Raw genomic sequence first — 24,164 nt, forward strand, 5'->3', positions numbered from 1 at the left:
GAACGGGCCCGTCGCGCGTGCGACGGGCCCGTTTGCCTTGTGGCGCAGCTGAATTCCTCTTTATGTTGTCGGACAGGGGAATTCGATTCAAAATTCGTGACGTCCGCCCGCGCTGCGCTGGCTGTCGGAGAGCAGGTCGCGGATCTGGATCAGTACCTCGGAATCGCTGAGTTTGGTGTCCGGGGTGGTGCCGAACCGCTTCTTCGCGTGCAGTGCGGGCAGCACCAGCACGAAGTACAGCACCGCCGCGATGACCATGAAGTTGATGGCCGCGGTGATGAGCGGACCCACCTGCACGAAGGTCGCCGGTTTGTCGGCAACCAACTGGAAACCGATGCCGAGGTCATCCCGTTCGCCGAAGACGGCGAGCAGCGGGTTGATGATGCCATTGGTGAACGCGGTGACGATCGCGACGAAAGCGGTACCGATCACCACGGCTACTGCCAGGTCGACGACGTTTCCGCGGAGTAGGAATTCCTTGAAACCCTTGAGCATTGCCGATATCTCCTCTTCGGGTGGGAGCTGACTCGTTGTGCTCGGCGGTTCGGGCTGCCGTATCGACCGATGCTAGTTGACCTTGAAGGCAAATTCTCGGCGAACTCTGGTCAATGAAAAACCACGGTAAGTGTGGTGCGCAGCGAGGCGGCGGCAACCGCGGTGGCGTGCTCGGCGTCCATCGCGACCAGCACCACGCGCTCGGGCGCGCCGCGCCGGTCACCGGGACCGGATACCAGTACGACCGCCACGTCGATCGCGAGCAGCCGGGCCGGCCGAGCGCCGGGACCGCTCTGTTCCTCGGCTCCGATGACATCCACTCGGTCACCCGCCCGCAAAATCTCGGCGACCGCGGGATCGGCCGGTCGGATGGGCACGATGCGGGCGTCGCCCGCGCCGGTGGCGACCGCCGCAAGTCGCGGTCCGACGATGCGCAGATCCGTGAATACCTCGCCGGTGCGCATTCCGCCGGTCAGCGTCGCGCCGACCAGAACAGCGATATCGGCGACCGCACCCGCGGGCAGTGTGCCGGATTCGAGAGGTGTCGAGCGTAGATCGGTCGCCTCGAGCAGATGGCCCGGCGGCAGATCGCGTCCGGCCACCACGACCTCGGTGCGTTTACCGCCGGGATCACCGCGCAGGAACAGGACGATCGCGAGTGCGGTGAGTGCCGCCGCCAGCAGGCGTCGGGCGAGTACCGCATCCGCCCAGGGTGGTCTATTCCAACTTGCCCTATTCCAGATCGCCGAGCACAGCGAGTCGCCGCGACCGAGATCTGCGAAGGATCTGGTCTTGCCCGACGGAATGATGCCCAGGGGAGCCATGCCCGGAGCCTATGACCACCGGCACTGCGACTCGCCCGGGAAAGGCGTGCCCTGGGGATAACGACAGCCCTGGGGATAACTCCCACAGGGCTGCTTCTACCAGGGCAAACTCAGCTGGCGACGGCCGTGCTGGCAGTGCTGGAGCTGCTGGACGAACCGGAATCCGAACTCGCCGCTGAGCTGCCGGCACCGCTGTCCGACTTCGCGGGCTCGCTGGCGGTCGAGGAGCCGCCGCGGCTGTCGGTGCGGTAGAAACCGCTGCCCTTGAACACGATGCCGACCGAGTTGAAGAGTTTGCGCAGCTTGCCCGAGCACTCCGAGCAGATGCTCAGCGCCTCATCGGTGAAGGACTGAACGATGTCGAAGCGGTTGTCACACTGGGTGCACGCATATGAATAAGTTGGCACAGCATCCTCCGCAGGGTTCGTCAATCTGGCACTCTACAGCCGACAGTGCCAACACCGCCAATCGGCATTTCATTCCGCATCCTCATCGCGACCCAATCGATGCAGTCCGCCGTGTGGCGTGAGGGCCCAGCCCATGCGCAGATCGTGCGGTTCCTCGGGGAGCCGGTCGAGCAGTTCGTCATCGCGGACCACCGCGATCAGCCGCGCCGTCGGCCGGGCCGCGGGCAACGTCCGGTCGTAGTACCCGGCACCGCGGCCGAGCCGAACACCGCGGCGGTCCACCGCCAGCGCGGGGACCAGGATCAGCTCCGCCAGCGCGATCGCATCGGCGAGCACCTCACCATCGGGTTCCAGCAATCCGAATCTGGCGCGCCGCAGATCGTCGATGCCGGTGAATTCGGCCCATTGCAGCGGTCCTGGCGGTCCGGTGACCGGCAGCAGCACCCGGGCGCCTGCCGCACGCAGAGCCGTCAGCATCGCCGTCGATCCGGGTTCACCGCGCACCGGCACATACGCGCACACCCATTCGGGGACGTCCAGCTCGGCGACACTGTGGGCCAGCTCACGCGCCTCGTTTTGCTGGTCGGCACTGGTCATCGCGGCCCGTCGAGCACCTATTTCGGCCCGCCAGGCATGTTTGTCGCGCTCGCCGGGCATCTCCACGGTGATCACCTTAAGCTCACCGGGACCCGGGTCGGCGTGATGGCCGCTTCGGGCCGGTGACGGATGGATAGGGTAGGCGTATGACAGCAAAGGCCGGACAATCCGCGAATGGCGCGGTCGTGTCGTGTTTCCGCACGGCCGTCGTGCCCGCGGCCGGACTCGGGACGCGGTTCCTGCCCGCGACCAAGACCGTGCCCAAGGAGTTGCTGCCGGTGGTGGACACTCCCGGCATCGAACTGGTCGCCTCGGAAGCCGCCGATTCCGGTGCGGAGCGGCTGGTCATCGTGACCTCGCCGGGTAAAGACGGCGTCGTCGCACACTTCGTCGAGGACTTGGTGCTGGAGGGCACGCTCGCCGAGCGCGGCAAGTTCCAGCTGCTGGAGAAGGTGCGCAAGGCGCCCGCGCTGCTCGATGTCACCTCGGTGGTCCAGGACGAGCCGCTCGGCCTCGGCCACGCCGTCGCCCAGGCCGAGGGCGCCCTCGATGACGACGAGGACGCCATCGCCGTCCTGCTGCCCGACGACCTGGTGCTGCCGTGTGGCGTGCTCGATGTGATGAGCCGGGTCCGGCGCAAGCGCGGCGGAACTGTGTTGTGCGCCATCGACGTTCCCAAGGATCAGGTCAGCGCCTACGGTGTCTTCGACGTCGCGCCGGTACCCGATGCGGTGAACCCGAATGTGCTGCGGGTCAACGGAATGGTGGAGAAGCCCGCGCTCGCGGACGCGCCGTCGACCTACGCGGCCGCGGGCCGATATCTGTTGGACCGCGCCATCTTCGACGCGCTGCGCCGGATCGAACCGGGGACCGGCGGCGAGCTACAACTCACCGACGCGATCGCGCTGCTCATCGCGGAGGGCCATCCGGTCCATGTGGTGGTCCACCGTGGGTCGCGCCACGATTTGGGCAACCCGGGCGGCTATCTTCGTGCTGCGGTCGATTTCGCTTTGGAACGAGAGGAATACGGCCCCGCCCTGCGGGAGTGGCTGCAGCATCGGCTCAGTGCGGACTGGGACCCACAGCTGACGACCTACGACTGATAGGCGCGGGCGTCGGGTTTCGCCGATAGTGGACCGTCGGGTACGAATGATGGTTCATCTTCGTCGCGCGGATTCGGTTGCGCGGTGGCGGAATCGGGTCGGTGCGGAGAGATCAGGAAGGGCTGGATGCGCTCGGTTGAGGATCAGCAGATCAAGGTGACGGCTGCGGCGGTCGCGCCCCGGCCGGTCCGGGTCGCGATCTCCGAGGCGCAAGGCCTGCTGTGTGCCGAGGATGTGGTCACCGAGCGGCCGCTGCCCGGCTTCGATCAGGCCGCGATCGACGGTTACGCGGTGCGCAGCGTCGATGTGTCCGCCGCGGGCACCGATATCCGCGACGAGGACGGCGAACTCGTCGATCTGACGCTGCCGGTGGTCGGCGAGGTGGTCGCCGGCTCCAAGCAGCCGATCCGGTTGCAGCCGCGCCAGACCGTGCGGGTCGATACCGGTGCGCCGCTGCCGACGCTGGCCGATGCCGTGCTGCCCTTGGATTTCACCGATGGCGGCCGGGCCAGGATCAAGGTGTACGAACCGGTGCGCTCCGGTGACTATGTCCGGCGCATCGGTGACGATGTGCAGCCCGGCGACGTCGCGGTGCGCGCGGGCACCATCATCGGTGCGCCACAGGTCGGTCTGCTCGCCGCGGTCGGTCAGGACAAGGTGCTCGTGCATCCGCGCCCGCGGCTGTCGGTGATCTCGGTGGGCGGCGAGTTGATCGATATCGATCGGACGCCGGGTCCGGGACAGGTCTACGACGTGAATTCCTATGCGCTGGCTGCCGCGGCGCGCGACGCGGGTGCGGATGTGAACCGGGTCGGCATCGTGAGTTCGGATCCGCGGCGGCTGCGCGATGTGGTGGAGGGGCAGCTGGTTCGCTCCGAGGTCGTGGTGATCGCGGGCGCCATCGGCGGGTGGGCTTCCGAGCAGGTGCGCGAGGCACTCGAGGGTCTCGGTGAACTCGAAATCACCAGGGTCGCTATGCATCCCGGCTCGGTACAGGGTTTCGGGCGACTCGGGCGCGATGAGGTGCCGACTTTTCTCCTGCCGTCGAATCCTGTTGGCGCACTGGTGGTTTTCGAGGTCATGGTGCGACCGTTGATCCGAATCGCGTTGGGGCGCAGACATCCCATGCGCCGGATCATTCGGGCCAGGACGATCACCCCTATCAGCTCGATGGCCGGACGCAAGGGTTACCTGCGCGCGCAACTCATGCGCGATGAGGCCACCGGCGACTACCTGGTGCAGCCGCTGGGCGGCGGCGCCGGCGGTTCGTCGCATCTGCTCGCCACGCTGGCCGAGGCGAACAGCCTGATCGTGATCGACCCGGACGACACCGAGATCAGGACCGGTGACGAGGTCCGAGTCGCATTTCTCGCACAGCGTGGCTGAGGCGTGGAGACGATGAACGTGTTCCGGGTCACGCAGCATCCCGGTTGGCCCGCGCGTCTGGGACCGGTGCGTGTCGCGGCCGGGGAGGTGACGTTGCGTCCGGTGCGTTTGCGCGATGCGGCGGCATGGAGCCGGATCCGGTTGCGCGACAGGGCGCATCTGGAGCCGTGGGAGCCGACCGGGCGCGGTGCCTGGGAGGCACGCAACCACGTGTCGAACTGGCCGTCGCTGTGGTCGAGTCTGAAGGGCGAGGCCAGGCGCGGTGCGATGATTCCGCTCGTGATCGAGGTCGACGGCGCGTTCAGCGGGCAGTTGACCGTCGGCAATATCGTGCGCGGCGCACTGCGTTCGGCGTGGATCGGCTATTGGGTGGCCAAGGATTTGGGCGGTCAGGGTGTGGCGACGGCCGCGTTGGCGCTCGGGTTGGACCACTGCTTCGGGCCGGTCGGATTGCATCGGGTCGAGGCGACCGTGCGGCCGGAAAACCTGGCCAGTCAAGCGGTTCTGCGCAATGTGGGGTTCCGCGAGGAGGGGCTGCTGAAGCGGTACCTCGACGTGGACGGCGCCTGGCGCGATCACCTGCTGGTCGGCATCACCGTCGAGGAGGTGGCGGGGACCGTCGTCGAGCGACTGGTGCGCGATGGTCGGGCCACGCTGCCCTGAAATACCTGTACGTCCGTGCTGTTTTCGACGCGCCCGGCTGACTTCGGCGCGCGGCGAAAGTGGTGGACCTGTGACAGGTGTGGCGTATGTGCACGGCGCGCCTGACCGAACTTGGTGCGCCACGGAATTAACCTACGGACGTCGGAGGTGCGTCCCGCGCCACCGGCAATCAGCCTGTGAGGCAGTGCCGAATACGCCTCACGGCGGCCGGACGTTCCGTCCGTCCGAGGCGTTTTGCGGCGAGCGAACGCACCGCGACGGGGCGCGGTGCGACCCGGTCGAAAGGCCGAGCGGACGATGCGGCGGGGACGGAGGTGCAGAGGCGAGATGCCGAATTCGATCCTGTGGATCGGCCTGGTCGTGCTCTGGGTCTTCGTGCTGTTCCCGATCCTCGCCGACCGGCACCCCAGGATCAGGCAGACGACCGACGCGGCGTTGGCGACCCGCGTATTGCACCGCGGAGGTTCCAAGCGGCGCACGAAGAGTGGCCCGGCCGCCGGACACGACAGTGATCCGGATTACCGGCCGACCCGAGTGCAGAGAAAGCTTTCCCACAGCGATGATGCGGAGGACCGGATGACCCCACCGGCCGACGAGCAGGTCACCGAGGACGACAATCCCGCGGACAACCCGCCCGAAGCCGAGTCGGCGGTATCCGATGCCGAAATCGACGACACGGACGATGAATTCGACGGTGCGGATGGTGAATTCGACGCCGAAGCCGAAGAACTCGACGCCGCCGATTCCGATGATGCCGAAATCGCAACGGCCCGAACGGCTGCGAAGCAACGGGCGACCGCCGATGATGACCGGGTGGCTTTAGAGCACACCGAATCGACCGGTGCCCGAATTCCCCCGGCCCGGACGGCGGCGCCCGCCCGATTCGATGAATCCGACTCCGACGATTCGGATTTCGTGCCGACCCGGCGCGGCCGCGGCGGCTTCGATCCGGAGGCCGATGCCATCGCGCGCGCGGCCCGCTACACCTTCCGTCAGCGCGCGGTGCTCGGCCTCGTCCTGGCCGCCCTCACCTTCGGCGGACTCTCGGTGGCGCTGAGCCCCATGTTCTGGTGGGGCTGCGGCGGCTCCGCGCTCGTCCTGGTGACCTACCTGGCGTACCTACGCAAACAGGTCCGCATGGAGGAGGAAATCCGCCGCCGCCGCCTCGCCCGCCTGGCCCGCAGCCGCGGCGAGCACCTCGAGGCCGAACGCGAAGCCGAGCAGCGCGCCCAACAGCGCGTCATGGACCGGGACACCGCCCGCGCCCTGCGCCGCCGCTCCGCCCTCATCGAGGTGGACGACGAAGACCCCATGTTCGACCACCTGGAAACCTTCGACCCCGCCACCGCCCGCGCCCTCCGCCGCGGCACCGGCGATATGCGTCGCGCCGCAGGCGCGTGACCCATCCACCCAGGTCACCGACGCGATTCGGAGTCTGCCCACCCCGCCTGATACAGTGTCACAGCGCGGTTCCCCGGAGCCGCACGGGGCTATAGCGCAGTTGGTAGCGCGTCTCGTTCGCATCGAGAAGGTCAGGGGTTCGATTCCCCTTAGCTCCACGCATCGGAGGCTCATGCTCATGGAGAGCATGAGCCTTTTGCGTTCCGCGTATTTTGTGGGGCGAAGCCCCCACACCCCACCCCGCGGGCTTCGTCCCCGGACCCCCGGGCCTGTGCTTGCGTTCGGTGGTCGTGGTTCGAGTGAGGTCCACCAATGGGAAGGCGAGTGCTCGCGTAGAGCACTCGCCTTTGATCCTGCGACGACTCGCGGGGACCTACGCGGCGACGGTAGTGGGGCGGAGGTGATCCTCGATATCGGCGGGTGAGCCGGTGTAGTGAAGAGCGCGTAGACCGAGGCGAGCGGCGGCTTGGCAGTTGTCGGCACGGTCGTCGACGAACAGGACGCGGCCGGGATCGTGAACTCCCGTCGCGGCGAGTGCTTTTCGGTAGGTATCGGGGTGGGGTTTGTTCATGCCGAGCCGGGCCGAGTAGAGGGCGTCGGTCATCAGCGTGCGCCAGTCGGAGGCGTCGAGGGCATCGCTGACCGGATGGGGTGCGTTGGAGAGCAGCACCATCGGCAGATCTGCCCGCCGGGCACGGTGGAGGAGTGCGACGACGCGGTCGTCGGTCCGGGTCCACAGCGTGGTGTCGACGGCACGCAACCGGGTGAGCAGTTCCAGGTCCGGGCGATGGCCGAGCACTGTGGTCCAGAAATCCGCGTCATCGAACTCGCCGGAATCGTAGGGTTCGCGCGCGCTCCAGAAGGCGGTTTGGAAATGCCCGAGCTGGTCTGCGTGCCATCCGGCGAGTTCGGCGAGCCTGCTCCACATAGGAAAAGTGGGCTGCAGGCCGATGACGCCGTTGTAGTCGAAGATGACCGCGTCGAGTTCCGCGGGCTGGTGAGGTAGTGCGGTTACCACCGGTTCTCCAAGGCTTGATGGGACAGGACAGCCACGCCTGCGGCGAGCAGGGCGGGCAGGGTGCCGCCGCCGACTTCGCCGTCGAGAATTACCGCGAAATCGGCTGCAGGGTATGGCGATTCCCGCCTCCTTCGATGACGAAGGAGGCGCACAACTGTGGATCGAAGGAAGGTTCCGCGAGTCAAAGACCGAAGGTGATGCGCGACATTGCGCGGACATGCCGAAACCTACCAAGGGGTACGGCGAGCTACCACTCGGAACGGGGCTCGGTGATCCGCTCCACAAAACGCCCTCCGAAGGTCTAACCGGCGTCGTAGCCGAGATCACTCACCGAGGTCGGGCGGCAGTCGTCGAAGACCAGTTCCGCCTCCACCCGCATCCCGCGTCGGCGCATGACCCAGCACCGACAGTCGTACGTCGGATTCAATCGGCGCGGGAGAAGCGTTGCTGCTCATGGATATACGCAGCTCCTTTTCGCGGGCGATCCGCAGATCCGCATGCCCCTTGTCCCACAAGCTGCTCGGCATGTAATCCGAGCACTCACCCGACGTGGGTGCGTTCGGGAACTGGTGGGGACAGTATCGCCACGGTGTAGGTGACGGTTCGACCGCTGTGGGCGCACCGGTGCCGGCCGCACTCGGTGAATCCGAGCCGGCGGACCAACTGTCTGCTCCGGAGGTTCCACGCTTGGATAGTTACGCGAATGGGAGTCGATGGATGATCCCGACGGACCTGACTGAGTACGGCGTTGCCGAAGTGGCTGCCGTGACCTCTGCCGACCCATCTCGGATCCAGGCCGACGCCAAGGTCTATCACGGCGGGGTCCTCGTCGAGGCCGGGCACCCGCGCCTCTGGACCGGTGCAGAAGAACCCGACGATACGGTCTGTGGCCGGGTCGGCCATTGCTGTGTAAGCGTCTGCTGCAGTGAGCAGGTCGTCGGCAGCAGTCAGGTCGTAGATCTGCCACGGACCGCTGTATCGCCAGGTGGCCACCTGGTGGGCGTCGCTGGCAGTCAACGGCCGTGCTATCAGGTGGTCAGGCCATGCCTCGTTCACTCCGTCATGGTCTCGCAACCGCTTCGTGGCGGATCAGCCCAGCCGGGCGCACAGCAGCCGGGCCAGGGACATGCGCTGGGCGATTGGCCAAGTCCGATCTCCGGGCTTCCTGGCGCCAGGCGAGGCGGCCGTCACTCGGCGAATGACACTTCACCCAGTACCAGGGGGTCGACGCAGACGCTCGGCACGACCCAGGGGTGGCGTTGCGGGGGTGATGCGGAGGGCACCTTGGTTGAGGTCGAGCAGCAGTGCCCCGGGCGTTGTTTGCAGTTGGCTGCGTAACTGGTCGGGTATGTAGTCCATCGTGGCGATTCGGTTGCGGTAGCTGAGGAAACTGTGGCATCCGATCGCCCTGACTCCCGCCCGGCGGAGGCTGGTGACAGCGTCGGTCAATGTCCACAAAGCGTTCTCGGCGGGCTGGATGATGTCGATGGCGTCGAGGTGTCGTGACCGGATCTGTTCCGGGAAGAACTTCGCTGCGAAGTGGCGGTAGAGCACATACTCCGAAGCGCCGGTCCATTTGGCGTGTTCAATCGTCGCCAGGAATGCCTCCCAGAACGGTCGCCGGTGCTGGTCTTCGACTCGCCGCATCAGGTCCGCGAGGATTTGTCTGTCGAACACCATGTGATGCTGCATCCCGCTGTAGGGGTCGACCGGTCGCCACTCGGCGAGCAGCCGGGTCGCTGCGGTGATCGCGGAGTGACGGTCGGGGATCGCGTGCCGGCGGGTGTCGAGGCGCCATTGCAGCGGATAGCCGAGTGCCAGATAAGATCTGGCATCGTTTTCGACGAACACGACATCGTCGACGAGCGCGTAATCCGCGTCGAGCACCAGGATGTGCTGGACCATGCTCGCCAGGATGCGGAAGCAGTTCAGTTTGATCAGCTGCTGGAAATACCAGGACGAATTATGGTGATCGCCGCCCGCTGTGCGCAGGGCCGCCTCGATGGAGGCCGGTGTCGGTGAGACCGCTTCCTCATCGATCCACTGCACCAGATGTTCGGTCCGTACCTGTGCATGCAGGCGCGCGGCCCCGACGATATTCACCGATCGGATCGGATTGCGGCAGTGTGCCCTCAGTCCGGTGATACAGGCGTCGAGGCCGGGCAGATCCTTGGCTGCTACCGGGATCATGACCTCGATCGGCGGTAGGCGCGCAGTTTCGGTCACGTTCACGCTCCCCGTAGGCTGATCGTCGCCGGTAACCATAGCCCGGCCTCGTGGCTCGAAAAGCGTTGGGCCCTCAGCATTTCCTCACCGACATCGCCACGACCGCGCTGCGCGAAGCGCTCTCAGACTGGTTCGGCACACCCCTGAAACGCCTGTGCCCTCAACGCGCGCTATCGCAACCGCTCGTACAACCGATCGAACTGGTTGCCCAGCACCGCGTAAGTCTCCAACCATCCACTGCTGGCCGCGATCTCACACAGCGGGCCGGTCGCGACGAACAGAAATCTCAGATCGGGCAACCGGCTCATATCACCTCGCCGAATCAGCTCGGAATGGTCGGTGAGATCGCCCACGAGCTCCGCCGCATCCGCATACCGCGATTGCCAGCTCATATCCTGCGGCCCGGCCTGCACGATCGCCATCACCTGATCGAGGATGTCGAGTATCTCCGCCGCCTCCGACTTCACCCCGTCAGCTTGACACGCCCGAATCTCTCGACGAGCGCGGCCGCCGGCGCGACGAAATGTTCGTACCCGCTCGAGTAAGTTTCCCTGCAGCTCGTGGACTGGCTTTGTGGAGGATCAGCCCAGCCGGGCGCACAGCAGCCAGGCGGGAACCGACTTGCGGCCATTGGGTTCGTCGCGGATGCCCTCGAACCGGAACCTCGGGCCGTCGGCCGTCGGCCCGAAGTCGCCGACAGGCAGGTTGCCATGGATTCGCGCTGGCCTGATCTCATCGATCACCCAGTACTTCTCCACTGCTTCGCGAAGCTCGTCAGCGGTGACCGGCGCCGGCCCCGGTACGGGTACTTCGGGCAGGGCGGTCCGGTCGAACACCAGCGCGAAATACGACGCGCCCGGCGCCGCTGCGCGCACGATCGACTGCTGGTAGCCCGCCCGCGATTCGACCGGGATCGAATGAAACAGCGTGCTGTCGACGATCGTGTCGAAGCGACCGTCGTAGCCGGTGAAGGAGGTGACGTCGGCGACCTCGAAGGAGGCGTTGGCCAAACCGCGCTTGGTCGCCTCGGCGCGGGCCAATTCGATCGCGGTCGGCGACAGATCCAGTCCCACGGTGGTGTAGCCCCGCTCGGCCAGATACAGCGAGATCGCCGCCTCTCCGCATCCGACATCGAGGACATCGCCATGGAATTTGCCCTGCTCGATCAGTGTGGCGAGTTCCGGCTGGGGTTCCCCGATACTCCACGGCGGTTTGACGCCCGGCCCGAACGGGCCACCCGTGCCTTGGTAGACGGCTTCGAACTCGAAATCATCCGGCCCAGTCATAGCATATGAGTATCAGTGACCTTGGTGTATGTCAACGTCGTCGATCTGGCGGTCCGGCCCATGCCTGCGGCACGGGCCGTCGCGCTGGCCGCCCCGATATCGGCGCGGCGGGCTACTCGGCGATCGCCTGACAGAATGCGCTCATGAACGATGCGTCCTCGGCTGCTCCGACGATCGCCTGCGCAGGACGGGTGCGCGCCCAGTCCGAGGCGCATCACCGTGCTGGGTGTCTTGCTTCGGCGTTCGTTGCGGCGGGAATCACGCGTGGTGATCGCGTCGCGGTGATGTTGCGGAACGACATCGAGTTCCTCGAGGTCTCTCTTGCGGTTGCTGCCTGTGGGGCCAATCCTGTTCCCATCAATACCGGCTGGCGGGCCGCCGAGGTTGCGCATGTCCTAGACGACAGTGGTGCTCGCGTCGTACTCGCGCATACCGAGTTCATCGACACCATCGAGAAGGCTTGTGAGACAGCCGGGGTGGGGCCGATGGTCGTCGAGGTCGCTATGCCGAGTGAACTGCTGGAGGAAGCTGGGCTGGATCCGGCATCGGCGCAGCCCACCGGTCGGCACAGCACTGTTGAGCAGTGGATCCGGGATCATCCCGAACCGCTCGGTTATCTCGATGGTGCGATTGCGGATTCGATGGGGCTCATCTACACATCGGGCACTACGGGAACGCCGAAAGGTGTTCTCCGCGAACGTATGACGCCGCATCAGCTGTTGTCCATCGCGGGTGGTACGGCGGAACGGATGGGATTGGCCCCGGGTGGGCAGATGTTGGTGGCTGGGCCGCTGTATCACACCAGTCCCAATGCGGTGGCGGTGTTGGCGCTGCGGATGGGGACCAACATTACGATCATGTCGCGTTGGGATGCGGAGCGATTTCTGCAGCTTGTCGAGGAGCACCGGATTACGCAGGCCAAGGTGGTGCCGACGATGCTGTCGCGGCTGTTGTCGTTGTCTGCCGAAATTGCTTGTCGCTATGACGTTTCCAGTCTGACGCACCTGATCCATTCCGCGGCGCCGTGCCCGCCCGCCGTCAAACGTGCTGCGATCGAGTGGTTCGGCGATGCTGTGATCGAGTTCTATGGCTGTACCGAGGCGGGCACCGTTACCTGGATCAGTGCCACGGAATGGCTCGAACATCCGGGGAGCGTCGGCCGTGGTGCCGACGGTTCCGATGTCGTTGTCGCTACCGATGACGGAAAACCGTTGCCGCCGAACGAGATCGGGAATGTGTTCGTTCGCGGTGCCGACTACTGGCCCGAATTTCGGTACCTCGACCGCGATGCCGGCGCGGCCAGCCCGGTTCCCGGCTTCCTCAACGTCGGTGACACCGGGTACCTCGACGACGACGGCTATCTCTACCTCACCGGACGCTCCAGCGAGATCATTATCTCGGGAGGCGTCAATATCTACCCTGCCGAAATCGAGGCCGCTATTGCTGCTCTCGATGGGGTGGAGGACGTTGCCGTATTCGGCGTTCCACATGCGGGCGATTTGGGGGAAGCGGTCGCGGCACATGTCGTTGCGCGATCCGGGACAGCACTTACCGAGAGTGGAATTCGTGCGGGTCTCGCCGACCGGATTGCTCGCTACAAAATTCCGACACACGTGCGCGTGGTCCCGGCTTTGCCGCGGGACGAATCGGGCAAAGTGTACAAACGCGAACTCCGGGCGCTTTACGGAGCTTGATTCCCAGGGGAACGGTCTGCCGGCTGCAACGCGCAAGGTGTGAGCGGCGCCGGAATCGGCGGGCTGCTCAGCAGCCTCTCGCCGACTGATGCCGACGGCTCCCGACCGGTCAACCGGTCGGGAGCCGCAGCCGTGCGATTTACACCAATTCGGGCACGCGGAGGTGGGCGATGGCCAACTCGAATTCGCACATGTCGACCACCTCCATACCGGCTTGACGGGTGATTCGCTCGCGCAGGGCGGTTGCCTCTTCGCGGTTGCGTTCCATGGCATCGGCGGTGTCGAAGGTGACGCAGGAGACGCCACGGCCGGATCCCCGTTCGACCAGGAGGCTCGCGCTGCAGAAACCGTCGAGGGATTCCATACCGGGTAGGGCTTGGGATTTGTAGGTCTCGATTCCCGCGTCCTGTCGATCCGGGTCGGTCCTCATCCAGACTGCGCGGGCGCAGGCACCCTGCTGGACGCGGTGGTCACGATGTAGGACGGCGATTTCCCATTGCTCGATTTGGGTGCCGCCGCCGCCGAATGCCGCGGCCGCACGATCTCGAATGGGGCGAACCCGGTCGGCGCTGCGGTTCATCGCATCCTCGGTTTCCCATGAGGTAGTGACGATGCACCGGCCGGACTGGCGATCGACCAGCAACGATAGTCCGACACACCCGGGTATGTCTTCCACAGCCGGCATTACCTCGTCACGTACGTGCGCAATCCCGGCGTCGATAGCGGAGGGTTGCGCCTGAATAGTGGTAGAACGTGCGTACACGAGCGACTCCCTCGGTGTTCAGGGCAGCGCCCCGGTGGCGCCACCGACATGTTCACACTGCTCCGCTGCGGCGCTCATGGCAATAGGCTCAGCACACTTCGCGCAACGTTTGTCGAGGGTCGGAGATTGCCGCTGCGGCCTCAGGAGTTTGCGGTATCTCGATGCGGGGTACTTCCGGCGCTGAAAGAATTCCAGGCAAATCGGCGGCCGTTGGCAGGCAGTGAACCTGTCCGGCAAGAGGAATTATTATGTGGGACAAGCGGTTCGACCACATCACCACCCATCGCCAGCCCCTTGGTGGCGAATGGGACAGCAACACAGTCGCTTTCGCTGAGATCGCGGATAACCTGGTTCGAAGTCTGCTCGATACCGGACTGCAGCTCAACAAGATCGGTATCGAATTCGACAGGGAGCCGGCCGCATCCGCGCAGGCGGATCGGACCCGAGAGACGATCAGCGACATCATCGACGACCTCGACCGCATCATCCGCGATGCCGGTCGGGCCGTTATCGCGGTGACTTCGACGCTGCCGAGGACGGGTGCATCGCGGTACAGATGAACAAGGCCGGCACTCGGCAGGTATACGACGGCGTATAGCCGATCCGGCTCCACGGTCGCAGCAGGTCGATGACTCAATTGCCGAGCGGCCGCTGCTCCGTGTCGCTGGCCTGGTCGGTATCGGCGGAGATCGCCCGGCAGTTGTTCGAGCCGAACGGCCGTATCTGCCGTGGACCTATCGGCTGCCGCCGGTATCGACGCCGCCGATGATCACCCGTTCGAGCCGCAGGCGATCACCGGGACAACCCGTAGGCTCTGGCGATGACCTTCTCGATGACCGTGCGCGGCAGCAGGCGACGCAGCGCGAACATGGCGGGTGCGTTGCTGCCGACCGCATACAGCGGCCGCGGCCGCCGGTCCTCGACGGCGGAGACGATGGTGGCGGCAACCCGTTGTGGTGTAATACCTTTGGCCTGCTGCTGATCGAGTGCGGTCATGAAGCGGGTGAAATCCGCGGTGTGCGGGGAGTTTTCGTCGATGTACTTGGCGCGCCGCTCACGCAGCCCGGTATCGATCTGGCCCGGTTCGACGGCGGTGATCCACACGCCGAACGGCGACTCCTCGAATCGCGCCGCGGTGGCGAATCCCCGCACGGCTGCCTTGGTTGCGACGTAAGAAGACCGATACGGCATCGGAAAGCTGGCCAGCATGGAGCCGACCATGACCACCCGCCCGTAGCCACGGCTCCGCATTCCGGGTAGCACCGCTTGGGTGAGCGCGACCGGCCCGAGCACATTGAGCTGGAACAGCCGTTCGACCGCCGCGGTCGGTAGTTCGGCCAGCGGTCCGGCCTGGCTTTCGCCTGCATTGTTGATCAACACATCGACACCATCCAGCCCGTCGACGAATGCGCGGATCGACTCGGCATCGGTCAGATCGAGCGCGCGATAGTCGATATCCGCGACTCGGTCGGCTGCCGGGATCGACTCCGGATTCCGGCTCGTCCCGATCACTTGGAAGCCGCGCGCCACCAGGGCCGCGGCCGTTGCTTTTCCGATCCCGGACGACGCACCGGTCACGACTGCCAGTCGGCTCACGACCGCGCCTCGCCAGCGCTCGACACGGCCACGCCCGAGGGCGCTGTGCTGTTGATTCGCTCGCTCATGGGTTCTCCTCGGTTCGGCCAACGGTCGCATTATCCAGGTACTGGCGCGAAAGCCGGAGTGGCATAGGCTACTTCGTGTCAGCCGCGAGTTCGATCAGGCGGGCGCGTACGAGTTCGGGGCGTTCGTCGGCGACGAAATGCCCACAGCCGGTTACCGGTTCGAAGGTGTAGTCGTCGGCGCCGCGGGCGGTTTCGGCGGCGGCGAGGGAGCGGTGGACGGCGGGGTCGTCGACGCCGAAGAGGACGCGGATCGGGATGGTGACACGGCGGCGTTCGGGATGACGTGCGGCTTCCGGGATTTCGCGCAGCCAGAAGGTGCGGTAGGTATCGGTGGCGGCGCGGGCGCAGACCGGATCGCGGAAGCGGTCGGCGAAGATGCGGATCACCTCGGGGCTGACCGTGCTGCGGTCGGTGATCGCCCGTCTGATGAGCAATTCGAGGAAGCGGGTGCGCTGCTGCAGCGGTACACCCACCGTGGCGACCAGCGGCTGGTAGGTGAGGAAGCGCCAGATCTGTCGCATGACCGTCGTCGGCGGTACCCACGGATGGGCCATATTCAGCACCAGGTAGCCGTCGAAGCGGTCGGGTTCGCGCAGCACCATGCGATAGCCGATGTAGCCGCCCCAGTCGTGGCCGACGAGCAGCACGCGCTCTAGGCCGAGCGCATCGAGGAGCGCAAATACATCGGAGGCGACTTCCTCCTTCGACCACCGATGCGGCGCGGGGCCCGACCAACCGTATCCGGGCAGGTCGGGGGCGATGATCCGGAGTCCTTCGGGCGGGTCGGCCAGGAGATCCCGGTAGGCGTAGTGGTGCTGTGGCCAGCCGTGCAGCAGCACGACCGGGCGGCCGTCCTCGGGTCCGGATTCGGTGACGTGGAACCGGACATCGCGAGCTGTCACGAAGGACCGGCGCACACCGGGGATGACTGGCGGTTCGGTACCGTCGGTAACAGGCATACGTTCACGATAGTTCGCCGACTGTCTGCCGAACCACCTTCTGGAGTCGGATTCGGCCACCGCCCGTGGTCGGATAGCGCGTCGCCGGACCGATGGTCCTCGGCCGCAGTGGACATTCGCGATCTGGGGTCGATTCATCGGCGCCTCCGCCGAGAAGGCCGCCCGCCACGCCGACTGCTCGGTCCTCATCGCTCGGGACGGCCACAAGTGAATCGAATGTGTTCGGCGCGCAGGGTACATTGCCGCCATGGCACTGCCTCCGGAACTGCTCGAAATCGCCGAGCGCGTCAATAACTGGGGGCGTTGGGGTGACGATGACGAGATCGGCACGCTCAATCTGATCACCGACGATGTTGTCCGGGATGCGGCGGCGACCGTGCATACTGGTCACCGAGTTGCCCTGGCAGTTCCATTGCAGCAGAACGGAATACAGACCGGCCTGATACCAGGCCGAGTCGATCCGTTGCATTCGATGATCGCGTTGAACTGGGAAATGTTCGGGTCCGGATCGGTCGCCACCAGTGACGACGCGGTAACCATGGGCCTGCAAGCCGGTACACATTGGGATGCGCTGACCCACGTCTCGCACTCGGGCCGGATCTACAACGGGCGTTCGGCCGACACCATCACAGCGCACGGTGGAGCTGCCTTCAGCGGCATCGATAAGGCCGGGCATGTCGTCTCGCGCGGTGTACTGCTCGACGTAGCCGCCGCCCGCGGAGTCGATCGACTACCCACTGACCACGCCGTCACGCCCGAGGATCTTCGGGCCGCCGAGGAGTTGGCGCGCACGGAGGTTCGTGGCGGGGACGTGGTGCTGGTGCGGACCGGTCAGATGCAGCTGTATCTGGCCGGCGATAAACACGGCTATGCCGTTCCCGCGCCGGGCCTTTCGATCCGCTGCCCGGAATGGTTCCATGCCCGCGATGTCGCGGCCGTCGCCAATGACACCCTGACCTTCGAGATCTTCCCACCCGAGATCGAGGGCGGGTGGCTGGCGGTGCACGCCCTACACCTGGTCGAAATGGGCATGTTGCAGGGGCAGAACTGGAATCTGGAGGAGCTGTCGCGGGTGTGCGCGACGGAGGGACGCTACGAATTCCTGCTCAGCGCGATGCCCGAACCGTTTGTCGGTGCGACCGGAACTCCCGTCGCACCGGTCGCGATTCTCTGACCGAACTACAACGAGCGACACGCCGAACCCGCTCGGCGGTAAAACCAGGTGAATCCGGTGCTACCGACAAGGTAGGAATGCCTTATGCCGACTGAATTCGCCCCGGGTTTGTTCGCCGGACAGGACCTCGCCTCGCGGGTCGAGCACGCCGAACGCACGCTGATCGAGGAGGGCGCCCGCGCGGCCGCCCGCCGCGACCCACAGCAGCGAGTGCTGGTGCGCCCCATCGGCGGCGGCCTCGCGGTGTGGGCGGGCCCGGGTTCACCGCTCGATAAGGTGGTCGGCGTCGGTATGAACGGCGCTGCCTTCGATGACGCCGAGTTGGACGCGGTCGAACAGGCCTTCGCCGAGCGGGAGGCGCCGGTCCAGGTCGAGGTCTCCACGCTGGCCGATCCGGCCGTTGTCGAACGCTTGACGCGCCGCGGCTATGTGCTGTTCGGATTCGAAAACGTGCTGGGGTTGCGGCTCCAGCCGGGGCGGCAGCCGCAGCTGGCCGAGGACATCGAGATCCGCGATGTCGGGCACGACGAATTCGAGACCTGGGTGAACGTCGTCGTCGACGGCTTCGCCACCCCGGACATCCAGGGCGTCGCCTCGCATGAGGAATTCCCGCGCGAGGCCATCGAACGGGCCGAGCGGGACCTCACCGCGACAAGCGGTTTCGTCGGCTCGCTCGCCATGATCGACGGTAAGCCCGTCGGCGGCGCGAGCCTGCGCCTCAGCGACGGCGTAGCCCAATTGTGCGGTGCGGCAACCCTGCCCGAATTCCGCCGCCGCGGCGTGCAGGGCGCACTGCTGTCGATGCGCCTCGCCGCCGCGGCGGCCGCGGGTTGTGACCTCGCGGTGGTTACGACACTGCCGGGTTCGAAGTCACAGCAGAACGTGCAGAAGCTCGGTTTCCAGCTGCTCTACCCGCGTGCCATTCTCGTCCGCTAATACCGGCCGAAGGCGAGCGCGACATTGTGCCCGCCGAAACCGAACGAGTTGTTGATCGCGTACTCGATCTCCTGGTTGCGCGCCTCGCCGTGCACCACATCCAGATCGATTTCGGGATCGAGGTTGTCCAGGTTCAGGGTCGGCGGCACGACGCCGTCGCGGATGCTGAGCACGGTCAGAATCGATTCCAGTGCGCCCACCGCGCCGATCGAATGCCCCAGTGCCGACTTCGGCGCGTACACCGAAGCGTGATTGCCCACGGCCTTGTTGATCGCGTTCGCTTCGGCGGTGTCACCGATGGGCGTCGCGGTCGCGTGCGCGTTGATGTGGGTGATGTCCTTCGGCGTGAGACCTGCGATCTGCATGGCCCGGGTCATCGCGCGGGCCGCGCCATCGCCATCCGGTGCCGGAGCGACCAAATGGTAACCGTCGGAAGTGATTCCGGCACCGAGCAGGCGCGCGTGGATGGTCGCACCACGAGCCTTGGCATGCTCCTCGGTCTCGATGACCATCAGCGCGCCGGCCTCACCGAAGACGAAACCGTCGCGATCCTTGTCGAACGGACGCGAGGCGCCCTTCGGGTCGTCGTTGCGGGTGCTCATCGCGCGCATCATGGTGAAGGCCGCGATCGGGAGTACATCGATGTATCCCTCGACGCCGCCGGTGACGACCATATCGGCGTCACCCATCGCGATCATGCGCCACGCGTTGACAATTGCTTCGGACCCGGAAGAGCACGCCGAGACCGGCGTGATCACGCCTGCTTTTGCCTTCAGTTCGAGACCGACGACGGCCGACGGGCCATTCGGCATGATCATCTGCACGGCCAGTGGCGAAATCTTGCGGTAGCCACCGTTTTTCAGCTTGTTGTTCGCATCGGTGATCGCATCGGCGCCGCCGAGTCCGGTGCCGATCGCCACACCGAGCCGCTCGGGATCCACCTCCGGACTGCCCGCATTGCGCCATACCTCGCGTCCGAGAACAGTCGCGAGCTGTTCGACATAGGCCATCCGGCGCTGTTCGACCCGGGTCAGCAGGGTTTCGGGGCGAACCTTCAGGTGACCGCCGATGCGGACGGGGAGGTCGTACTCCTCGACGAAGGGATCCTCCAGCACGTCGATCCCGCTCTCGCCGTTGAGGAGTCCCTTCCAGGTCGCGTCGACATCACCCGCGATGGAGGTGGTCGCCGCGAGACTCGTCACGACGACATTCGGGAATCGCCCGTCGGCAGTAAAGAGGTTTCGCACGAGAGTCGCTCCTGGTTTCTCTTCCGATAACGCAGTTTTCGGTGTCCTGGCGAGTGCCTTATCTGAATTGGACAGGCGTTCGACGGACTACGGCGGCCGGACATCGTTGTCGTGCGGCATCGTCGCAGGCGTTCTACTATGCCGCCGCATGCACCGAAATGCGCTGCTGAGCTGGTATTTTCGCTGGACATCGTTCCCGGAAGAGCATACCGGCGCGGATTGATCACGGTATGCCCGTCGTTACGAACCTTCGGCCCGGCGCTTGTGGGAAACCTCCAAAGTCGCAGGAACCGCCCTCCTCCCCGGGCGGTTCGGGCGTAGCGTGCTGGTCCGTTGACCGGTTCTCTCCGGCCCATTCTGTCGCCTTACCGACGCATCTATGCAATCTTGTTATTGCACAACGGCATTGAAAGGGTCGCCCCAGCGGCACCGGTGAAGGGGTGTGGCGAGATCATGGTGTCGTCGAACACAGCCGAGTCCGGCGGCGATACCGCCGCGTTGCACGTCAGCAGGCGCGTGAGTCGCTCGGCCGACCCGCTGTGGCCAGGCATGCTACCGCCCGGCCCCGCACCACGTGTCGTCCCGCCGACGCGCCCACCTCGCCGGAAGCGGCGTCCGCCGCGTCGGCCCTGGCTGGTCGGCAGTGCCGCGGTCTTCGGGACGCTGGCGGCGGTGGCATTGGTGCTCGTGTATACGGCCGAGGCGAGCAATACCCGGCAGTCGACGGCCACGATCACCGATCGGGTGCTCGGCGGCGGACCGAACTGCGAGCCGACGCGCACCGAACAGTTGGTGCGCGGCAACGGAACCGGATCGACCGAATCCGGGCCGGATGTGATCCTGGCCTTCCAATATGCCTACTACGTGACCCGCTCGGGCTCGGACGCCCGCGCCCTGACCACATCGGAGGCGGCGGTGTCCTCGGTCGCTTTGATCGATGCGGGCATCAAATCGATCCCGCCGGGCACTCAGCACTGCGTAATGATCACCCCGATGCCCGACGGTCGCTTCGACGTCGTCATCACCGAGTTCCGACTAGATGCGACAGTGCGTACCTATCGACAGTTCGTCACCGTCGCGCCGCACGAGGGCGTCACCGTTATTACCAAGATCACCGCGCCATCCTGAGTCTTGCGTTCAGCTCCGGCGGCCTGGAAGACCCGCAGCGGTCGCCGCAGCGGCCAGCACTGTTTCGAGCATGTCGGGAGTGAGCCGACCGGTGAAGGTGTTCTGCTGGCTGACGTGGTAGCAGCCGAACAGGTGAAGCGGCACACGATCGTCGACGGTCGGCGGCAGCACAACATGAGTGCCGTGCCCGAATTTGGGACGCGGACGCGGGACGGTCCAGCCCGAGGCGGCAAGCACCGGAAGCAGTGCCTGCCAGCCGAACGCGCCGAGTACGACCACCGCCCGCAATGTCGGTGTGAGCAGGCCCAATTCGGTCTTCAGCCAGTGACTGCAGCGGTCCCGCTCGTCGGGTGTCGGCTTATTGTCGGGCGGCGCGCAGTGCACCGGCGCGGTGACCCGAGCGCCGATCAGCCGCAGTCCGTCCTCGCGGTGCACCGCCGTAGGTTGATTGGTCAGCCCGACGTTGTACATGGCTGCGTAGAGGAAGTCGCCACTGCGGTCGCCGGTGAACATTCGCCCGGTCCTGTTGCCGCCGTGGGCGGCTGGGGCGAGCCCGACGATCAGCAGTCGTGCGTCATCCGGGCCGTAGCCGGGAACGGCCCTGCCCCAATAGGTTTCGTCGCGGTATGCGGCGCGCTTCTCCCTGGCCGCCTGTTCGCGCCAGGCGACCAGTCGCGGGCAGGCGAAGCAATCCGCGACCGCGGCGTCGAGTTCGGCGATGGTCTCGCACACGATCACATGGTGCCGCGGGTCATTTCGGCGCGAGCAGGCCGGTCAGGTGGTCATGGGCGACGTGCGCGTGCAGCCGCACACCGGTAACGAGCGGGCCGTCGTCGGCGTAGAAGTGCGGATTGTGATTCATCGCCATACCCCGGCCACCCGGAAGCGGCACGGGCATACCGGTTTTCGGGTCGATTTCCGAATCCTGCACGCCGAGGGTCACATATAGGCCACCGTACTTGTTGACGAATTCGGAGACATCGTCATAGCCCAGCGTCGGGATCGTCGGGGTGACCTTATCGGCCCCGGCGACGCGCTGGAATGTCGGCAGCCCCGCGTTGATCCACTCCTCGGTGTTGTGCACGGCGGGCACGTCCTGCAGGTATTCGACTGTCGCCGAACAGCCGTAGGCCTGGGCCGAATGCGCGGCGAGGGTGTCCAGGCGCTTCTGGATATCGCCCATATCGGTCTCGACCGCGCAGCGGATGGTGCCCCACAGCGTCACGGTCTGCCCGATGATATTGAACCGGCCCACATCCTCCACGTGGCCGATGCTGACGGTGAACGGATCGAATGCGCTGACCTGCCGGTACAACTGGCCGATGCCGGTGAGTACGGCGCCCGCGGCGGGCATCGGGTCCACGCCCATCCACGGTGTGGACCCGTGTACCTGCTGTCCGGTGATGGTGATCTTCGCCAGACAGGAGGCGCCGAACTGATTGCCGATCCGATATCCGAGGTAGCCCTTGGGATATGGCGTGACGTGGAAGCCGAACGCCATGGTCGGCGCCGGATCGTCCAGTGCGCCCTCGGCGAGCATCTGCTTGGCGCCGCCCTTTTCGTCGACCGGCGGCCCTTCCTCCGCGGGCTGGAAGACGAAGAGCACCGTGCCCGGCAGGCGGTCGCGCACGCCGGTCAGCACCGAGGCGGCACCCATCAGCATCGCGGTGTGGCAGTCGTGGCCGCAGGCGTGCGAGACCGGGAACGGTCCGCCGGGATAGTCGTTGTCCACGACCTTCGATGCGAAATCGGCACCGCACAGGTCGGGTACCGGCAGTGCGTCGATATCGGCGCGCAGTGCGATCGTCCGGTCGCCGCCCATACCGCCGCGCAGCACGCCGACGATGCCGTGTCCGGCGATGCCGGTGCGCACCTCGTCCAGATTCAGCGAGCGCAGATGATCGGCGATGAATGCGGCGGTATTCGATTCGCGGTTGGACAGTTCGGGATGCTGGTGCAGATGGTGTCGCCATTTGATCACCTGATCGGCCACTTGTGCCGCGCGCCTGTCCAATTCGTCATAGATCGCGCCTGCAGTCATCTGAACTCCGTTCGTCGTGCCGGGATGCCATACGATCAGCGATAGACGAGACGATCATGTCCACTATGCATCGATAGCCATCTGTTTGAGTACAGGTCGCACGACCAGTTCGAGGTGGCAGTGAGGTGTGCATAACGACCCGGACATGTGAGCCGGACCACGCGGTCGAGTTGATAGCATGGCCTTTCTGGCCGACCGGATGCGGGCAACGCCCCCGGGTTCACCTCGAAAGAGTCTTTCCATGCAGTTTGAAATCGTCGAGCGAGACGAGACGTGGGTTGCCGGGCTCCCGGTGCGCAGCCCGAAACGTGCGCTCGGGGAACTGCGTGACCACGACCTCGAGGCCGCGTGGGCCGCGGTGCTGCATCAGGAACTCGGCGGTCAACTGGCCAGCGCCTACACCGACTACTCCGGTGAACTCGGCACCTACAACACCCAGATCGTCGGCTATGAGTGCGCATCCTTCGGTGAGGTCACCCGCGGCCACCTGGTGGCCCGGCTACCGCGCGGCACCTATGCCAGGTTCTCCTCGGTCGGTAACTTTCCGCAGGTGATGACGGACCTGTGGACGCAGATTGCCTATGCCGAGGAACACAACCAGATAAAACGCACCTACACCGGCGATTTCGAGTGTTATCCGCACGCCTACAAAATCGATCTCTACCTGGCGGTCGAGGCGCGATGACATATGCGATCGTGGTGCGCCGCGAGGCCATCTACGGCGGTCTGGTGGTGCCGCGGGTACGTCCGAGCTTCAAGGTCAGCAATAGCGACCTGATCGAATTCCTCAAGGATCGGCTGCGTGACCGCGCGGGCGCGGACCAGCCGATGTACACGGTCTACGTGCCGGATCCGGCCGGAAACTACAACGCCGTCGTGTGTTTCGAGTACCCCGATCCGAGTGCGGTTCCGGTGGGTGACGTACTGGTCAAGGTGCCCAAGGGTGTCTACGCTCGGTTCGAGCCGAACGGGGACTACCACGATCCCGTCGAGGATGTGTGGGCCCAGGTCGACGACGCGACGGCATCCGCCGAGATCACCCGTGCGTACCGGGAGGAAATCGAGATCTGGCGTGGGCTGGAGTCGGTCGAACTGTACATCTCCATCCTGGTCTGAGATTGCTGCGCATTAGCTGCGTCAGTACCGACTGGT

General features: G+C 65.7%; 26 protein-coding genes and 1 tRNA gene. 12 read left to right on the plus strand and 15 right to left on the minus strand.

From position 1 onward, the window contains the following. Positions 1–87: 87 nt before the first annotated feature. The 4 genes from mscL to ACIBW7_RS22120 all read right to left on the minus strand — a co-directional run bounded on the left by mscL (position 88) and on the right by ACIBW7_RS22120 (position 2,383). Positions 88–495, minus strand: a complete 408-nt coding sequence (gene mscL, locus ACIBW7_RS22105) for a large conductance mechanosensitive channel protein MscL (RefSeq protein WP_397049112.1) — start codon at positions 493–495, stop codon at positions 88–90. Between the two features lie 110 nt (positions 496–605). Beyond that, positions 606–1,319 carry an SAF domain-containing protein gene (locus tag ACIBW7_RS22110; RefSeq protein ID WP_397049114.1) on the minus strand — a complete coding sequence of 238 codons (714 nt, stop codon included), beginning with the start codon at positions 1,317–1,319 and terminating at the stop codon, positions 606–608. A 110-nt stretch (positions 1,320–1,429) separates the two neighbouring features. Continuing rightward, on the minus strand, positions 1,430–1,726 hold the full coding sequence (locus tag ACIBW7_RS22115) for an FmdB family zinc ribbon protein (RefSeq protein ID WP_397049115.1): 297 nt from the start codon (positions 1,724–1,726) through the stop codon (positions 1,430–1,432). Positions 1,727–1,795: 69 nt separating this feature from the next. Continuing rightward, on the minus strand, positions 1,796–2,383 hold the full coding sequence (locus ACIBW7_RS22120) for a 5-formyltetrahydrofolate cyclo-ligase (protein ID WP_397049931.1): 588 nt from the start codon (positions 2,381–2,383) through the stop codon (positions 1,796–1,798). Positions 2,384–2,469: 86 nt separating this feature from the next. On the opposite strand from ACIBW7_RS22120, the gene ACIBW7_RS22125 reads away from it, so the two are divergent. The 5 genes from ACIBW7_RS22125 to ACIBW7_RS22145 all read left to right on the plus strand — a co-directional run bounded on the left by ACIBW7_RS22125 (position 2,470) and on the right by ACIBW7_RS22145 (position 7,034). Further along, positions 2,470–3,426, plus strand: a complete 957-nt coding sequence (locus ACIBW7_RS22125; protein ID WP_397049117.1) for a UTP--glucose-1-phosphate uridylyltransferase — start codon at positions 2,470–2,472, stop codon at positions 3,424–3,426. Positions 3,427–3,552: 126 nt separating this feature from the next. Beyond that, on the plus strand, positions 3,553–4,812 hold the full coding sequence (gene glp, locus ACIBW7_RS22130) for a gephyrin-like molybdotransferase Glp (RefSeq protein ID WP_397049119.1): 1,260 nt from the start codon (positions 3,553–3,555) through the stop codon (positions 4,810–4,812). A 12-nt stretch (positions 4,813–4,824) separates the two neighbouring features. Beyond that, complete coding sequence (locus ACIBW7_RS22135) at positions 4,825–5,475, plus strand: GNAT family N-acetyltransferase (protein ID WP_397049121.1); 651 nt, start codon at positions 4,825–4,827, stop codon at positions 5,473–5,475. Positions 5,476–5,802: 327 nt separating this feature from the next. Then, complete coding sequence (glpR, locus tag ACIBW7_RS22140) at positions 5,803–6,876, plus strand: gephyrin-like molybdotransferase receptor GlpR (RefSeq protein ID WP_397049123.1); 1,074 nt, start codon at positions 5,803–5,805, stop codon at positions 6,874–6,876. 85 nt (positions 6,877–6,961) lie between these two features. Then, a tRNA-Ala gene (locus tag ACIBW7_RS22145) sits at positions 6,962–7,034 on the plus strand. Positions 7,035–7,249: 215 nt separating this feature from the next. On the opposite strand, the gene ACIBW7_RS22150 is transcribed toward ACIBW7_RS22145, so the two are convergent. The 5 genes from ACIBW7_RS22150 to ACIBW7_RS22170 form a co-directional block, all read right to left on the minus strand. Beyond that, positions 7,250–7,894, minus strand: coding sequence for an HAD family hydrolase (locus ACIBW7_RS22150; RefSeq protein WP_397049125.1), 645 nt, complete (start codon positions 7,892–7,894; stop codon positions 7,250–7,252). A gap of 540 nt (positions 7,895–8,434) precedes the next feature. Next, positions 8,435–8,950 carry a GNAT family N-acetyltransferase gene (locus tag ACIBW7_RS22155; protein WP_397049127.1) on the minus strand — a complete coding sequence of 172 codons (516 nt, stop codon included), beginning with the start codon at positions 8,948–8,950 and terminating at the stop codon, positions 8,435–8,437. A gap of 150 nt (positions 8,951–9,100) precedes the next feature. Next, positions 9,101–10,120 carry a DUF6492 family protein gene (locus ACIBW7_RS22160; protein ID WP_397049129.1) on the minus strand — a complete coding sequence of 340 codons (1,020 nt, stop codon included), beginning with the start codon at positions 10,118–10,120 and terminating at the stop codon, positions 9,101–9,103. A 170-nt stretch (positions 10,121–10,290) separates the two neighbouring features. Next, positions 10,291–10,587, minus strand: coding sequence for a hypothetical protein (locus tag ACIBW7_RS22165; protein WP_397049131.1), 297 nt, complete (start codon positions 10,585–10,587; stop codon positions 10,291–10,293). Between the two features lie 114 nt (positions 10,588–10,701). Beyond that, a complete protein-coding gene (locus ACIBW7_RS22170; RefSeq protein WP_397049133.1) occupies positions 10,702–11,406 on the minus strand; it encodes a class I SAM-dependent methyltransferase in 705 nt (234 codons plus the stop codon). Between the two features lie 143 nt (positions 11,407–11,549). Between ACIBW7_RS22170 and ACIBW7_RS22175 the strand changes: the two genes are divergently transcribed. Beyond that, positions 11,550–13,100, plus strand: coding sequence for an AMP-binding protein (locus ACIBW7_RS22175; protein WP_397049135.1), 1,551 nt, complete (start codon positions 11,550–11,552; stop codon positions 13,098–13,100). A 139-nt stretch (positions 13,101–13,239) separates the two neighbouring features. Here ACIBW7_RS22175 and ACIBW7_RS22180 read toward each other — a convergent pair whose 3' ends face one another. After that, positions 13,240–13,863 carry an antibiotic biosynthesis monooxygenase gene (locus ACIBW7_RS22180; RefSeq protein WP_397049137.1) on the minus strand — a complete coding sequence of 208 codons (624 nt, stop codon included), beginning with the start codon at positions 13,861–13,863 and terminating at the stop codon, positions 13,240–13,242. Between the two features lie 248 nt (positions 13,864–14,111). Here ACIBW7_RS22180 and ACIBW7_RS22185 point away from each other — a divergent pair, with 248 nt between their 5' ends. Beyond that, positions 14,112–14,423, plus strand: a complete 312-nt coding sequence (locus ACIBW7_RS22185; protein ID WP_397049139.1) for a hypothetical protein — start codon at positions 14,112–14,114, stop codon at positions 14,421–14,423. A gap of 232 nt (positions 14,424–14,655) precedes the next feature. Here the strand turns inward: ACIBW7_RS22185 and ACIBW7_RS22190 are convergent, their stop codons facing one another. Further along, complete coding sequence (locus tag ACIBW7_RS22190; RefSeq protein ID WP_397049141.1) at positions 14,656–15,459, minus strand: SDR family oxidoreductase; 804 nt, start codon at positions 15,457–15,459, stop codon at positions 14,656–14,658. Positions 15,460–15,595: 136 nt separating this feature from the next. Then, positions 15,596–16,486 carry an alpha/beta fold hydrolase gene (locus ACIBW7_RS22195; protein ID WP_397049143.1) on the minus strand — a complete coding sequence of 297 codons (891 nt, stop codon included), beginning with the start codon at positions 16,484–16,486 and terminating at the stop codon, positions 15,596–15,598. A 247-nt stretch (positions 16,487–16,733) separates the two neighbouring features. On the opposite strand from ACIBW7_RS22195, the gene ACIBW7_RS22200 reads away from it, so the two are divergent. Next, a complete protein-coding gene (locus ACIBW7_RS22200) occupies positions 16,734–17,660 on the plus strand; it encodes a cyclase family protein (protein WP_397049145.1) in 927 nt (308 codons plus the stop codon). Between the two features lie 84 nt (positions 17,661–17,744). Continuing rightward, positions 17,745–18,596, plus strand: coding sequence for a GNAT family N-acetyltransferase (locus ACIBW7_RS22205; protein WP_397049147.1), 852 nt, complete (start codon positions 17,745–17,747; stop codon positions 18,594–18,596). On the opposite strand, the gene ACIBW7_RS22210 is transcribed toward ACIBW7_RS22205, so the two are convergent. Beyond that, complete coding sequence (locus ACIBW7_RS22210) at positions 18,593–19,843, minus strand: KasA/KasB family beta-ketoacyl-ACP synthase (RefSeq protein ID WP_397049149.1); 1,251 nt, start codon at positions 19,841–19,843, stop codon at positions 18,593–18,595. The two genes, ACIBW7_RS22205 and ACIBW7_RS22210, sit on opposite strands and share 4 nt — an antisense overlap. A 453-nt stretch (positions 19,844–20,296) precedes the next feature. Here ACIBW7_RS22210 and ACIBW7_RS22215 point away from each other — a divergent pair, with 453 nt between their 5' ends. Further along, positions 20,297–20,971, plus strand: coding sequence for a hypothetical protein (locus ACIBW7_RS22215; protein WP_397049151.1), 675 nt, complete (start codon positions 20,297–20,299; stop codon positions 20,969–20,971). 9 nt (positions 20,972–20,980) lie between these two features. Here ACIBW7_RS22215 and ACIBW7_RS22220 read toward each other — a convergent pair whose 3' ends face one another. Together ACIBW7_RS22220 and ACIBW7_RS22225 are read right to left on the minus strand one after the other, a co-directional pair. Continuing rightward, complete coding sequence (locus ACIBW7_RS22220; protein ID WP_397049153.1) at positions 20,981–21,703, minus strand: uracil-DNA glycosylase; 723 nt, start codon at positions 21,701–21,703, stop codon at positions 20,981–20,983. A gap of 19 nt (positions 21,704–21,722) precedes the next feature. Further along, the gene (locus ACIBW7_RS22225; protein ID WP_397049155.1) at positions 21,723–23,012 is read right to left on the minus strand and encodes a M20 family metallopeptidase; all 1,290 of its coding nucleotides are present in this window, start codon (positions 23,010–23,012) and stop codon (positions 21,723–21,725) included. Between the two features lie 241 nt (positions 23,013–23,253). Between ACIBW7_RS22225 and ACIBW7_RS22230 the strand changes: the two genes are divergently transcribed. Beyond that, on the plus strand, positions 23,254–23,697 hold the full coding sequence (locus ACIBW7_RS22230; RefSeq protein ID WP_063036734.1) for a GyrI-like domain-containing protein: 444 nt from the start codon (positions 23,254–23,256) through the stop codon (positions 23,695–23,697). Then, positions 23,694–24,128, plus strand: a complete 435-nt coding sequence (locus ACIBW7_RS22235) for an effector binding domain-containing protein (protein WP_397049158.1) — start codon at positions 23,694–23,696, stop codon at positions 24,126–24,128. The genes ACIBW7_RS22230 and ACIBW7_RS22235 overlap by 4 nt, the downstream gene beginning before the upstream one ends. The last annotated feature ends 36 nt before the right edge of the window (positions 24,129–24,164 follow it).

The organism is Nocardia sp. NPDC049526 (genome assembly GCF_044465765.1).
Classification (GTDB): domain Bacteria; phylum Actinomycetota; class Actinomycetes; order Mycobacteriales; family Mycobacteriaceae; genus Nocardia.